Raw genomic sequence first — 12620 nt, 5'->3', positions numbered from 1 at the left:
AATATTTTTTACGCGCTTGACCCTTTTATCATAATAAAAAATCGCGAAAGCATTGAGTGGGTTTTGTAAGAGCGCACACTTGGTGCTACCCATTTAACCGATTAATTAGCTGTCTAAGAAACGTACTTTTCCTGTCTCTAAATCATACTCTGCACCAACGACCAGCAATTGACCGCTATTGGTTAAATCCTCTAATGCCCGCGAGCCATGTTTGAGCTGGCTAACTGACATACGGACGTTGGCGCGGATAGAGCGATCGACCAACTCGTCTGCGTCGACATCTTGGCCATTAGCAGTGGCCAGCTCATGCAAATTATAAACGCTTGGGCGAATGCGATCGACAATCGACTGCAAGTTGGGCGAATAGTTTTTCTCAGGATTGATCAGTGTTTCAACACAAGCCGTGACAGCGCCGCAATGTGAGTGCCCAAGCACGACCACCAATTTTGTACCGAACTTTTCGGCCGCAAACTCAATCGAGCCAATCTGTGAAGGCGCGACGACATTACCAGCGACTCGAATAACGAACAAATCACCCAAGCCTTGATCAAATACAATCTCAACTGGTACTCGTGCATCCGAGCAACCCAAAATAATGGCCAATGGATCTTGATCTTTAACCAGTTCAGGTCGTCTTTGCATTGTTGGATCAGTAGTGGTCAAACTATCTATGTAGCGCATATTGCCTTCTTTTAAAAGCGCAAGAGCTTCTTGACCGGTTTTCGGGCGTGTATCGTTAGGCATAAGACATCCTTTATCATTAATAATATTAGCGTTATAAACAGCTTTCCACACATGTATTCAAACATAGATTTGCGAATGGCTACCAACCTATCAGGCGCATTGTGTTTGTCTGCCATACCGTGATTGTATAGGAATAAAAACCAAAAAATGATAAAAATTTTTGTTTAAATATCGTTATAGAATGGCAGTTATTACTAGGGCGTGTCCTCATTTTAAAAATGGTGATAAAAATGAGATAAATTGCCGTCAAACAAGGAAAATAGAGCACATAATATCGAGATATTAAGAAGCTATTTGACGATGTTTGGCAAAATTTAGCTATTTTTAGCCCATTTAGAAAGTAATCGATTGAATTGAGGACACGCCCTAATCATACAGAATTATAAAGTTGTAAGTGAAACTGAAAAACAGAAATGCGTTAGCCAAAACCGAGCATCAAACAGACAACACCGAACTATCAAGCATCAACAGCCATTGACAGCATAACCGTGTTGCTCGCAGAACTTATAACGAACTTGCACTGATTTATATCAAGGGTTTGTTATAATACGCGGCGACCAAATCGGGTTTACACCCATCGCTTATATCCATATCAAATCACCTTGACCACAGTGTCCTAAATAAATAGCTGTACTGCGATGTCGGACACGTAGGAATAAATATTATGACCAATTCACCGCCAAATATGCACAGAGCCTCTGCATCACCTCAAGATGACAAAGTACTACTGCAACTGACTGGTCTAAAAAAAACCTATGATCAAACTGAAGTATTAAAAGACATCAATCTTGATATCAAGCACGGTGAATTTTTGACGCTGCTTGGTCCATCAGGCTGCGGTAAAACAACCTTACTGCGCCTAATCGCTGGTTTTGAGCAGCCAAACGCTGGGGCAATTTATCTAGACGGCGTACAGATGGCAGGCTTGCCAGCGGATAAACGTCCCGTGAACACAGTGTTTCAGCAGTATGCCTTGTTTCCACATATGAGTGTCGCGCAAAACGTTGCTTACGGGCTTAAGCTCAAAAAAGTACCCAAAGATGAGATTCAAACCCGCGTGCGCGAGATGCTCGCCATGGTACAGCTGGAGCATTTAGCCAATCGCAGACCACAAGACTTGTCTGGTGGTCAGCAGCAGCGTGTCGCCATTGCACGAGCCGTCATCAATCGTCCTAAACTGTTGCTACTTGATGAGCCACTATCTGCACTCGATCATAAACTGCGTTTACAAATGCAATCTGAGCTTAAACGGCTGCAACGAGAGCTTGGCATCACTTTTGTATTTGTCACCCACGATCAAGAAGAAGCGCTATCAATGTCAGATCGTATCGCCGTGATGAAAGATGGCACTTTTCAGCAAATCGGCACGCCTATTGAGATTTATGAAACGCCGGCGAATTTATTTACCGCCAAGTTTATCGGTGAGACCAATTTGTTTAAAGCGGAAGTCAAAGGCGTTTACCCTGAGCAACCAGATCGCGACGGTCGCGTGACCAATGGTCGTATCGAAGTCGAAGTTTGTGAAGCACAAGCGCAAGACGGTCCGACCACCTTACGCAATCTACGCCGCCCTGATTTTGCTAACGATGTACAAGTGGGCGATATCGTTAATTTATTGCTACGTCCTGAAGATTTGCGAATTTATGACCCCAATGATAAAGAACATGGTGGCTTGCTCGGGCGAGTGATTGAAAGCAACTATAAAGGTAGCACCTTAGATTCGATTATTGAATTAGCAAACGGTCACATTATTAAGGCTTCTGAATTCTTTGATGAGGATGATCCAAGCTTTGATTACAAGTTATATGAAGGTGTCAAAGTATCATGGGTCGATGGCTGGGAGTGGGTACTACCAGAAGACGGTACGCTTGATGATGAAGCCAATCATCAAGCTACCCGTTTAGCTGCTCAAAAGGATATTAGCTGATGGCAGGTCATAGCTTAGGCAGCAAAAGTCCTTTTCGTACCGTAACGCTTTGGCTGATTTGGGGTTGGTTACTGATATTTGCGCTATTGCCAAATATCTTAGTCATCGCTGTCAGTTTTTTGAGCCGTGATAGCAGTGCTTTTATTAGCTTGCCTGTCAGCATCGACAGCTATATACGCATGATTGATCCGCTATATTTTGGCGTATTTATTCATTCGTTATGGATGGCAGGTATCACAACCATCATCTGCTTGTTACTTGGCTACCCTTTTGCATGGCTGATAGCCAAGGCCAAAACCCGTTGGCAGCCGCTACTCATGATGCTGTTAATCCTACCCTTTTGGACCAACTCTCTTGTGCGGACGTATGCACTCAAGTTATTATTTGCCAATAATGGTTTGATTAATAAATCGCTGCTGGCAATCGGTATCATCGATGCCCCGATTGATATTTTATACACGCAAGTGGCGGTGATTGCTGGTTTGACGTACTTATTGTTCCCATTTATGGTGTTGCCGTTATACGCAGTATTTACCGATTTGCGCAATGACATGCTACTCGCTTCACAGGATTTGGGCGCATCAAAGACCCAGACTTTTTGGCATATCATATTGCCATTGACGACGCCTGGCATTATCTCAGGAGTATTATTGGTGCTGCTGCCTGCAATGGGTATGTTTTATGTGGCAGATATTTTGGGTGGTTCACGCAATTTATTGGTCGGCAATATCATCAAAAACCAGTTCTTGGATGCGCGTGACTGGCCATTTGGCGCAGCTGCCAGCGTGTTATTAACACTAGCAATGGCAGTATTATTACTCGCCTACCGTGCCAGTAGTCGCCGCATTGGCAAGACCGACTTTAATGAGGTTGCCTAATGTCTGATAGTTCACTGAATCATCAACTGAATAGCTCGGCAACTAAAAAAAGATCGTCTATTAAGATTGGCAGTATCGCGGCTAAAGGCTATCTTAGCCTCATTTATACCATGCTGTATTTGCCAATTATCATCTTAGTCGTCATGTCCTTTAATAAATCGAAAGTCGGCTATAACTGGGGCGGCTTTAGCTTAAAGTGGTATGAGTCGCTGTTGAATAACCAAGCGATGCTCGATGCTTTTTGGCATTCTATTGTATTGGGGTTGGTCGCAGCCACCGTCTCAACGTTGATAGGAACATTGACCGCCCTCGCGCTACATCGCTATAACTTTCGCGGTAAAGGTTTACTAAATGGGCTGTTATTTGTATTAATGATGTCGCCTGAAATTGTACTCGCTATTTCATTATTGGCATTATTCTTATTAATAGGGTTGCAATTAGGGTTCGTCTCGCTATTACTCGCGCACATTACTTTTTGCTTACCGTTTGTAGTCATCACGGTGTTTGCACGATTGAGCAGTCTGGATGAACGCTTGATGGAAGCCGCACGCGACTTGGGCGCCAATGAATCAACGATGGTGCGTACGGTATTGATTCCTGTCATCTTTCCAGCCGTGATGGCTGGTTGGTTACTTGCTTTTACCTTATCACTCGATGATGTGGTGGTTTCTACCTTTGTCACGGGCCCTAGTTATGAGATTTTACCGCTACGAATTTATTCGATGGTACGGGTAGGACTCAAACCAGAGGTCAATGCCATTGGGACGATTTTACTGGTTGCCTCGCTGATATTGGTGGTTATTTCACAGCTATTATTACGTCGACGCTAGTTTGCCATTGCTCATTTAGCATTGCTGATTAAAAATCAGACTTTGAATGAAAATCAGCGCTATATCGATTATAATGAATTTTTCTCACTTTAGCGGTTAGGTTGTCTTATGTTAGAGCTTCGTCATCTCAATACCTTAACCGCGCTGCGAGCACATGGCTCATTGGCGGCGGCTGCCGATGAATTGCACGTCACGGCTTCCGCGGTCTCGCATCAGCTAAAAGAGCTGGAAAATTATTACGATATCAGTTTGGTCAATCGCCGAACACGCCCGCTGACTTTTACGCCAGCAGGTAAAACGGTACTGGCATTGGCAGATAGCATCATGCCACAAGTGACTCGCACCAAATCCAATCTTAAGCGCTTAGCTCACGGTCAAGCAGGTAGATTACGGCTAGCCTCTGAATGTCACAGTTGCTTCGATTGGCTAATGCCGATACTCAATCATTACCGCCGCGAATGGTCAGATGTAGAGCTAGATTTTGCGACAGGTTTTGAGCCAGAGCCGCACCACTTATTGATGGAAGGTGATATCGATTTACTCATTACCACCAGCGATTTACCGATAGACGGCATCAGCTATCAGCCGTTATTTGAGTATGAAAGTCGCTTGGTGCTATCGCCAACACATGATTTGGCGGCGCAGAAATTTATTGAGCCAGATGACTTAACCAATGAAACCCTGATTGCGTATCCAGTGGAAGCCAAGCGCCTCGATATTATTGCCAATTTTATGACCCCTGCGCAAGTAAGCTTTGATAGCATTCGTACCACAGAATTGACGGCGATGCTGATTCAGTTGGTGGCCAGTGAACGCGGTGTGGCGGCGTTACCTGATTGGGTGGTTGCTGAATATGAGAAAAAAGGCTGGGTCGTTTCGCGTCCATTGGGTACGGGCGTGCACTGTCAGCTCTATGCTGCGACGCGCACATCAAGCCAAGATACCGCTTATATGCAAGGTTTTGCGAGTTTATTAGAAGGTATTGTGAAGCCGGTGTAGTATTTCACTATCTACTAAATTATTCCAGTTGAGAAATATCATCCGCTCTCTTACGCTATGACGAGCGTTATGGTAAATAACGGTACCCTAGTGAGGACTTGAATCCTAGTCTGTAGGCTAATGATGCTAACGTTTTAACTCACTAAGATAGTCATAGTGTACGTCGCTGTGTACATGCAGGAAGTTTTTGAATTATTATTTTCAATTTAGCGATTGTTCTAATACCTCAAATATCCTTGAGTCGCCTGCTTGTGATACATTAAAACGCATAAAGTTTTCAGCATTCTTGGATTGGCTAAAAGCATTTCCAGGCGCTAATATGACACCTTTTGATAAACAGCGATTGGCTAATTGGGTGGCACTATTATTATCAGGTAAGCGGCACCAAAGAAACATACCTGCTCGTGGTAATAGCCACGGCACAATACCTAGCTTAGCTAATCGTGGCAACGTTTGAGCACGCGCATTTGCAAGCCGCGTATGAATAGTGTTCATATGTTTACAATAACCGCTATCAGTTAATGCTGATAAAATAACTACCGCAGCTAGTTGTCCTCCTCCAAAACTAGTGGCTATTTTTAAATCGAGCAAACTCTCAATCCATTCCATCGGTGCTGCTATATAACCGCAGCGCAAGGAAGCCGATAACGTTTTTGAAAAACTGCCAATATAAAATACACGCGACAAACCATCTAAGGCTGCTAATCTAGGTGAAGTCTTAACTTCAAAATCTGCAAAGATATCGTCTTCGATAATGTATAAACCAGCTGCTTGAGCCAATTGTAATACGTGATATGCCGTAGCTGGCGATAAAGTTGCGCCAGTAGGATTATGTATAGCAGCATTAGTGATATACAGGCGCGGTTTGTGCTCATCTAATATCTCTGCGAACACATTCACATCTGGACCATTTGGCGTATATGGCACACTTACTACCTTAACTCTATGGGCACGTAATAGGGCACGAAAGTTAAAATAGCATGGATCATCTACTAATACCGTGTCACCTGGTTTCAATAAAAAACGAAAAATTAAGTCTATTGCTTGAGTACCTGACTCAGTCAATATCACTTGCGATGGTTCTGCGCTGATACCTAGCCCTGCCATGCGTCGTGTCAATAACTGACGCAACTCTAACAACCCTAGTGACGTTGCATATTCGCTAATAACAGTACTATCAGCTCTTGCAATGCTTCGCAAACCACGACGCATACCTGCCTCAAATAGCCAATCTGGTGGCAACCAACCGCAACCTGGTTTTAAAGTGTCAGTGGATGGTTCAAGCGACTGACGAGATACCCATAATGGATCAACAGTTCGATCGAGGTTCGGTGCCATGTCTGTCAATGATAGTGGAGCAGTATTATCTGCAATGTAAAAGCCTGATCCAGGACGAGAGTGTATAACACCTTGCGTTTGCAGACGCTCATATGCTTCAACCACCGTTGAGGGTGAGAACCCATAGTTTTTAGCAGCTGCACGTATGGACGGTAGACGCATACCTGGCATATAGATGACCGTCGCTATCTTTTCTTTAACATCAGCCATAACGACTTCAATCCGTGTTAATGCACTTTTCATATTTTTTGAATTCTCTCGTTAGAAGCTAATATGAGATTGACTTGATATCAGAACTGTATGGGTTTTATAAGCCAAACAGTTATGTCCAATTGTACTGGATTGTATATAGATAAATGGCTGCGCTTTTGTTTTAATCATTGAACTTAGAACGATGTGACTTTGGAGATAAAGCCATGACCTTTGGCGACAGTTAACATCAAAAAAATTAATGATACTTTCTTAAAAGCGGCTATGTATGAACACTAAAAAATATAACAAATATTTAGCATTTGCATTATGTGTGATAACGACCAGCGTCAATATTCAAGGCCCTTTATATGCTCTCTACGCACGTAATGATGGCTATGGCGTCTTAGCGACCACAATAGCATTCTCCTTTTATGTTTTAGGAGTGGTACCTGTATTATTGGCCTTTGGCGGACTATCCGATAGGATTGGACGAAAAAAGACTATTTTGATCTCTTTAGGCCTATCAATAGCTGCAACTACTCTAATGTTATTCTACCCATACACTCGAGTGCTCGGGGTAGCGCGATTCATGCTTGGTGTAGGAACGGCTCTAATGGCAGCAACAGCTACCGCATATATGATTGAGCTGATTGGTTCCTCTGATACAGCGCAAGCAACAACATGGGTGACTGCCAGCACAACGATCGGCTTTGGCCTTGGCCCTGCATTAACGACGGTTTCTTTGTTGTTTTATGAGACAGAGCAACCTGCTAGTTTTTTCCTACTATTAGCTAGTGCGATTTTGTCAATTTTCTTAGTCTGGAGATTACCAGAGACTTCGCCTGAACGCTCTAATACAACTGGTTCAATGCTAAAACTACCTTATTTTAATCGCGAGGTTGTATGGTATGGAGGCGGCATTTTTATTTGTTGGGCAACGACAGGATTAGTATTATCAATTATCCCATCAGTATTAGCCACGCACGGACTCGCTAAATACGCAGGTATATCTTCTATGCTTGCCATCAGCTGCGGCTTGCTATTTCAACCTATAGCTCGAAAACTTAACCCTCAATTATCAAGCAAGATTGGTATTTTAATTTTGCTTCCCGCTTATGCTTTACTTGCTTGGGGCGCTTTGAATGCCAATTTACTAGCAATTCTTTTGGCAGCTTTTTTGGCCAGTAGTAGTTGTTATGGCTTTGTCTATCTGGGAGGGTTATCAGGTGTGACTAAATCAGCTGGCAATCAGCAAGCTCGAGCCAGTGCAGGCTATTTTTTGATGGCTTATATGGGATTTAGTGTGCCTGTAATTTTTACTGGTTTGATTGTCGATCAGTATGGTAATGCTATCGCGTTTTACGCTTTTGGACTGTTTTTACTGCTTGGAGCGCTTATATTATTTGCAAGTCAGTCTATGTTAAAGGTAGAACGAGCATTAGACTAACCGAACCAAAAATATTAACTTACAGTAGATTTGCAACCCTCACAAACCTAAGATACTGACCTCTGCTGTTAAATCCTTAAACATTAACTTGAGAAACTATTTTTTTAAGAAATCTGACTTACTGTTTTTTTTATTAAGGTATACCCCAGCGGAACCAGCTATTTCACCCTTCAAACCTATTAACAGACCACTTATATTAGACCATTATGCGAATGGCATCTATCAAAGCTCATAAAACCAGCTTAAAAAAGTAAAATCCGATAGCCGTTGCTAGCAACGTCAGTCCCAGATGTAGTCCGACCAATCCCAAACCTGCTAATAATTTACCAGCGTTGATAAAGGTAAAAACTTCTGCACTAAAAGTACTAAAGGTGGTCAATCCGCCCAAAAAACCGGTAATCACAAATAGTCGGACATTGGGCGATAAACTGCTGCCCACGCGCTCAAACCACACCAGTGCCAACCCTATTAATAATCCACCCAATACATTGGCACCAAGCGTCCCAAGGGGTATCCAGTGATGCAGCGGATTAAAACGAGACAACCATGCCCGCAGGCAAGCCCCAATGGCAGCCCCTAGTCCAATAGCAAGCCACTGCATAGTTTATCCTTAGGTTAATAAAGGTTAACGGAGATAGTATTGAGCAAAGCCGTCTTACACTGCTGGTAGCTCAGTCATCGGCCAACGCGGCACACAGCTCACCGCTAAATCATCAGACTGCCCTGCCTGCAGGCGCTCATAACCAGCATAAGCAATCATCGCCCCATTATCAGTACATAATGCAGGCGGTGCATAATGCACAGTGGCATTTATCTTAGCAAGCTCGCTCTCCAAAGTTTCACGCAAATGAATGTTGGCACTGACACCGCCCGCAATCACCAATCGACTCATCTCTACTTGCTTCAGTGCTTTCACGCACTTTCTCACCAGCGTATCGACGACTGCATGCTGAAAGCTGGCGGCGATATCGGCGCGAACTTGCGGATCGCTGTCCGCATTATTCCCTGAGCCACCTGAACCATCGGTGTCTTTAATCAGGTTATGCACGGCCGTTTTCATACCGCTAAAAGAAAAATCTAATCCACGATGTAGCATCGGTCTTGGCAAATTGTAAGCAGTTGGGTCGCCTGTTTCAGCCAATTTGGCAATATTGGGACCACCCGGATAGGGCAAACCTAACATTTTGGCGGCTTTATCAAAGCATTCACCTGCGGCATCATCGATCGACTCACCCAATATCTCATATTGCCCGACACCACGTGCGGCGATAAGTAATGTATGCCCACCCGAAACTAGTAATGAAACAAACGGAAAGGCGGGTGGATTGGCACCCATCAGTGGTGCGAGCAGATGTCCTTCCATATGATGGATACCAATGGCAGGGATATCCAAACCATACGCCAAACTGCGCCCAAATAATGCGCCCGTCATCAAAGCGCCAATGAGTCCGGGTCCCTTGGTATAAGCAATGGCATCAATCTCGCTTTTCTTCACATTGCACTGCTCTAACAACTCATTAAGCAAAGGCACCAACTTACGAATATGATCGCGGCTGGCAAGCTCAGGCACAACGCCGCCATATAGTGCGTGCAGCTCTATTTGTGAATACAGGACTTGTCCAACTAGCCCTTGATTGTCACTATTCATCTGCTCACTGTCAAAAATCGCCAGACCTGTCTCATCACAAGAAGTCTCTAAACCCAATACTTTCATATTTTTGCCTTTATCATACTTTGGTCTGCGTATTATTTTTTACAACGTTGCTATCTTTTAGGTCGTGTCGTCTTTTTAAAAATGGTGATAAAAATGAGATAAATTGCCGTCAAACAAGGAAAGCAGCGTAAATACTATCGAGATATTAATAAGCTATTTGACAATGTTTAGCGATGTTTGACAAAGTTTAGCCATTTTTAACCCATTTAGAGGTTAATCGATTGAATTGAGGACACGCCCTCGTATCTGCCAAAAAACGTGCATAAAAAAACCGCCATTGTCAGTCACAATGACGGTCAGTTTAACAAATTTCAATGGTCAATATCTCTTAATATACCGGATCAGCTAACTGCTTCAATCATGTAATCTACAGCTGCGTAAACTTGGGCTTCACTGACCTTATCGGTGGCTTGGGCTGGCATCTTATTAAAGCCTTTTGCCGAATGCATGTGCAGCGTCTCTGTGCCTTTAGCCAGTCGCGGCTCCCACGCGGCTTTATCACCATATTTCGGCGCGTTCAGCAGCCCTCCTTCATGACAAACCTTACAGTTGGTCTCATAAAGCTTGGCACCTGCATCCGCAGCCAACACTTCTGGCTCCGCAGAGATTTCCTGCACTGGCTCATCTTCAATGACCGTCGTCTCGGTATCTGCCACAGGTTCAGGTGTAACGACTTCAGGTTCGACTATAGGCGCGTCTTCTACCACTACCGTTGTATCGGCAGATTCATTGACAACAGCAGGCTCTTCAACCGCTGCATTGTCACCACTACAAGCAGTGATTGCCAATAGTGCACTTAAACTAATGGCAGATAAGACCAGTTTATTCATACGCTGCTGTTTACTTATCATGATCACACCTCTATTCGATATTTCATGTTAGCGACTGTTTATGATAGCGCATAAATTCAAAACCTATCAACACACAAACCGTGACTAGTTCGTAGCTGGTTCAGCGTCAGCAGTAGGCGTTTCCGCCGTATCAGCAGCTGGCATATCTGCACTGTCAGCGACAGCAACATCGCTATCCGTTGCATCTGTCATATCAGTAGCAGTCGTCCCTGCTTCAGTAGTTGCAGCACCATCTACTGTGCCATCAGCTTCAGTTACTGGCGCTGGCGCCGTTTCTGGGAACTCCATTTTTTCAGCTTCAGGCGCGTTTTTGCGAGCCAGCTCAGCGGCTTCATCAACGCGATCTTTTGCCAATACTTCGTGTGATTCGCCTTCTTTTTCACCACTACAAGCGCTAATGCCAAAGCCAAGAGCAATAATAAATGCGGTGCTTAGGGCTGTATTTAGTCCTGTTTTTTTCATTCCAACATCCTCAATAAAATACACATAAAATGGTTAATATGCTGACTATTATATGCAAATTATCATAGCATAAACTCCAACCAAACCGTTATAGACAGTAGGGTTTTTTATTCATAGTAATTTTATACTTTGCATTTCCAGTTTCATTAAAGCTGGAGCAAAAACCTGCGTTCTAACTACTTTTAGAACTGTCTCTGCGCATTGCCCCTTGCAACTTAATGATAAATATGGATTAATGTGCTAAAATCATTGACTTAACTGACATTTTTTATTAAAATGCTTGCCCTTGTGCTCATGCGCAAGATTATCCTAGTTTGAGCTGATGCCTGTAATCTTGAGATATTACGGCTAAATACTAATACACAGCCAAACTAATGCCCTTATATCTCATCCTAATCGAGGAGTCTTCATGCCTGCAGTTAAGGTTAAAGAAAACGAACCAGTTGACATCGCTATCCGTCGTTTCAAGCGTGCTTGCGAAAAAGCTGGCGTATTATCAGACGTACGTAAGCGTGAGTTTTATGAAAAACCAACACAAGTACGTAAGCGTAAAAAAGCTGCTGCCGTAAAGCGTTATAAGAAAAAATTACAACGCGAAACTATTCGTACCACTCGTATGTACTAATCGATAATTCGATTAATTAAGTACAAGTGCTACATTAACGCCACTGTTATCCATTGATATCAGTGGCGTTTTTTATGCTACAATTTTTATTATTATTGCTTAAAAATTTGAATAAATACCTCTTAACAAATAAGGATAATAACAATGAGCCAACTTAAACAGACTTTATCAGACAATGTCAAAGTGTCTATGAAAGCGCGTGAGCTTGAGCGTGTCAAAGTACTGCGTAACGTGCAAGCGGTTATCAAGCAAATTGAGATTGACCGTCAAATAGAGCTTGATGATGCGCAAGTCTTAGATATATTGCAAAAGCAGCTAAAACAACGCCATGAGTCGTTGAATATTTTTACCGAAAACAACCGTGATGATCTGGCAACCAAAGAGCAGTTTGAGATTGATATCATCAATGAGTTTATGCCAAAACAAATGGATGATGCTGAACTTGCGGCCTTGGTCAATGCGGAAATCGCTGCACAAGGTGCGACATCTATGCGTGATATGGGCAGTGTGATGGGTGTATTAAAGAACAAAACCGCAGGACGCGCAGACCCTGCGATTATCTCTAAGCTGGTGAAAGATGCGCTGCAAGGCTAGTAATTAGTGTCATCAAAAG

Annotated in this window: 13 protein-coding genes; 7 read left to right on the top strand and 6 right to left on the bottom strand. The window is 43.3% G+C overall.

Translation table 11 applies throughout. The annotated features are described in order from the left end of the window. Positions 1-105 precede the first annotated feature (105 nt). Entirely contained in the window at positions 106-744 is a 639-nt protein-coding gene (locus Q6344_01470; GenBank protein WLG14054.1) for a carbonic anhydrase, read from the bottom strand. A gap of 664 nt (positions 745-1408) precedes the next feature. Here Q6344_01470 and potA point away from each other — a divergent pair. From potA to Q6344_01450, 4 genes are all read left to right on the top strand, one after another. Continuing rightward, on the top strand, positions 1409-2671 hold the full coding sequence (potA, locus tag Q6344_01465; protein ID WLG14053.1) for a spermidine/putrescine ABC transporter ATP-binding protein PotA: 1263 nt from the start codon (positions 1409-1411) through the stop codon (positions 2669-2671). Beyond that, positions 2671-3549 (top strand): spermidine/putrescine ABC transporter permease PotB, encoded by an 879-nt coding sequence (gene potB, locus Q6344_01460; GenBank protein ID WLG14052.1) that lies wholly within the window; start codon positions 2671-2673, stop codon positions 3547-3549. Before potA ends, potB begins: the two co-directional genes overlap by 1 nt. Next, entirely contained in the window at positions 3549-4379 is an 831-nt protein-coding gene (gene potC, locus Q6344_01455) for a spermidine/putrescine ABC transporter permease PotC (protein ID WLG14051.1), read from the top strand. The genes potB and potC overlap by 1 nt, the downstream gene beginning before the upstream one ends. A 108-nt stretch (positions 4380-4487) precedes the next feature. Then, positions 4488-5378: a LysR family transcriptional regulator gene (locus Q6344_01450; GenBank protein WLG14050.1), complete on the top strand. Its 891-nt coding sequence runs from the start codon at positions 4488-4490 to the stop codon at positions 5376-5378. Between the two features lie 201 nt (positions 5379-5579). On the opposite strand, the gene Q6344_01445 is transcribed toward Q6344_01450, so the two are convergent. Further along, the gene (locus Q6344_01445; GenBank protein ID WLG14049.1) at positions 5580-6959 is read right to left on the bottom strand and encodes a PLP-dependent aminotransferase family protein; all 1380 of its coding nucleotides are present in this window, start codon (positions 6957-6959) and stop codon (positions 5580-5582) included. A gap of 235 nt (positions 6960-7194) precedes the next feature. Between Q6344_01445 and Q6344_01440 the strand changes: the two genes are divergently transcribed. Continuing rightward, positions 7195-8355, top strand: a complete 1161-nt coding sequence (locus tag Q6344_01440) for an MFS transporter (protein WLG14048.1) — start codon at positions 7195-7197, stop codon at positions 8353-8355. Positions 8356-8584: 229 nt separating this feature from the next. Here the strand turns inward: Q6344_01440 and crcB are convergent, their stop codons facing one another. From crcB to Q6344_01420, 4 genes are all read right to left on the bottom strand, one after another. Further along, on the bottom strand, positions 8585-8956 hold the full coding sequence (gene crcB, locus Q6344_01435) for a fluoride efflux transporter CrcB (protein ID WLG14047.1): 372 nt from the start codon (positions 8954-8956) through the stop codon (positions 8585-8587). Between the two features lie 54 nt (positions 8957-9010). Beyond that, entirely contained in the window at positions 9011-10069 is a 1059-nt protein-coding gene (gene tsaD, locus Q6344_01430) for a tRNA (adenosine(37)-N6)-threonylcarbamoyltransferase complex transferase subunit TsaD (GenBank protein WLG14046.1), read from the bottom strand. Between the two features lie 341 nt (positions 10070-10410). Next, on the bottom strand, positions 10411-10920 hold the full coding sequence (locus tag Q6344_01425; GenBank protein WLG14045.1) for a c-type cytochrome: 510 nt from the start codon (positions 10918-10920) through the stop codon (positions 10411-10413). An 84-nt stretch (positions 10921-11004) separates the two neighbouring features. Beyond that, positions 11005-11382, bottom strand: a complete 378-nt coding sequence (locus Q6344_01420; GenBank protein ID WLG14044.1) for a hypothetical protein — start codon at positions 11380-11382, stop codon at positions 11005-11007. A gap of 409 nt (positions 11383-11791) precedes the next feature. Between Q6344_01420 and rpsU the strand changes: the two genes are divergently transcribed. Further along, positions 11792-12007, top strand: coding sequence for a 30S ribosomal protein S21 (gene rpsU / locus Q6344_01415; protein WLG14043.1), 216 nt, complete (start codon positions 11792-11794; stop codon positions 12005-12007). Positions 12008-12151: 144 nt separating this feature from the next. Continuing rightward, positions 12152-12601 (top strand): GatB/YqeY domain-containing protein, encoded by a 450-nt coding sequence (locus Q6344_01410; GenBank protein ID WLG14042.1) that lies wholly within the window; start codon positions 12152-12154, stop codon positions 12599-12601. Positions 12602-12620: the final 19 nt, after the last annotated feature.

Origin of the sequence: Psychrobacter cibarius, assembly GCA_030686115.1 — a bacterium.
Taxonomy (GTDB): Bacteria; Pseudomonadota; Gammaproteobacteria; order Pseudomonadales; family Moraxellaceae; genus Psychrobacter; species Psychrobacter cibarius_C.
This window is presented reverse-complemented; position numbering and strand designations above follow the sequence as displayed.

What these genes read in the sequence shown, in the direction of transcription:
- Q6344_01470 (WLG14054.1), bottom strand. Translation starts at nt 744, where the DNA reads ATGCCTAACGATACACGCCCGAAAACCGGTCAAGAAGCTCTTGCGCTT.
- potA (WLG14053.1), top strand. Translation starts at nt 1,409, where the DNA reads ATGACCAATTCACCGCCAAATATGCACAGAGCCTCTGCATCACCTCAA.
- potB (WLG14052.1), top strand. Translation starts at nt 2,671, where the DNA reads ATGGCAGGTCATAGCTTAGGCAGCAAAAGTCCTTTTCGTACCGTAACG.
- potC (WLG14051.1), top strand. Translation starts at nt 3,549, where the DNA reads ATGTCTGATAGTTCACTGAATCATCAACTGAATAGCTCGGCAACTAAA.
- Q6344_01450 (WLG14050.1), top strand. Translation starts at nt 4,488, where the DNA reads ATGTTAGAGCTTCGTCATCTCAATACCTTAACCGCGCTGCGAGCACAT.
- Q6344_01445 (WLG14049.1), bottom strand. Translation starts at nt 6,959, where the DNA reads ATGAAAAGTGCATTAACACGGATTGAAGTCGTTATGGCTGATGTTAAA.
- Q6344_01440 (WLG14048.1), top strand. Translation starts at nt 7,195, where the DNA reads ATGAACACTAAAAAATATAACAAATATTTAGCATTTGCATTATGTGTG.
- crcB (WLG14047.1), bottom strand. Translation starts at nt 8,956, where the DNA reads ATGCAGTGGCTTGCTATTGGACTAGGGGCTGCCATTGGGGCTTGCCTG.
- tsaD (WLG14046.1), bottom strand. Translation starts at nt 10,069, where the DNA reads ATGAAAGTATTGGGTTTAGAGACTTCTTGTGATGAGACAGGTCTGGCG.
- Q6344_01425 (WLG14045.1), bottom strand. Translation starts at nt 10,920, where the DNA reads ATGATAAGTAAACAGCAGCGTATGAATAAACTGGTCTTATCTGCCATT.
- Q6344_01420 (WLG14044.1), bottom strand. Translation starts at nt 11,382, where the DNA reads ATGAAAAAAACAGGACTAAATACAGCCCTAAGCACCGCATTTATTATT.
- rpsU (WLG14043.1), top strand. Translation starts at nt 11,792, where the DNA reads ATGCCTGCAGTTAAGGTTAAAGAAAACGAACCAGTTGACATCGCTATC.
- Q6344_01410 (WLG14042.1), top strand. Translation starts at nt 12,152, where the DNA reads ATGAGCCAACTTAAACAGACTTTATCAGACAATGTCAAAGTGTCTATG.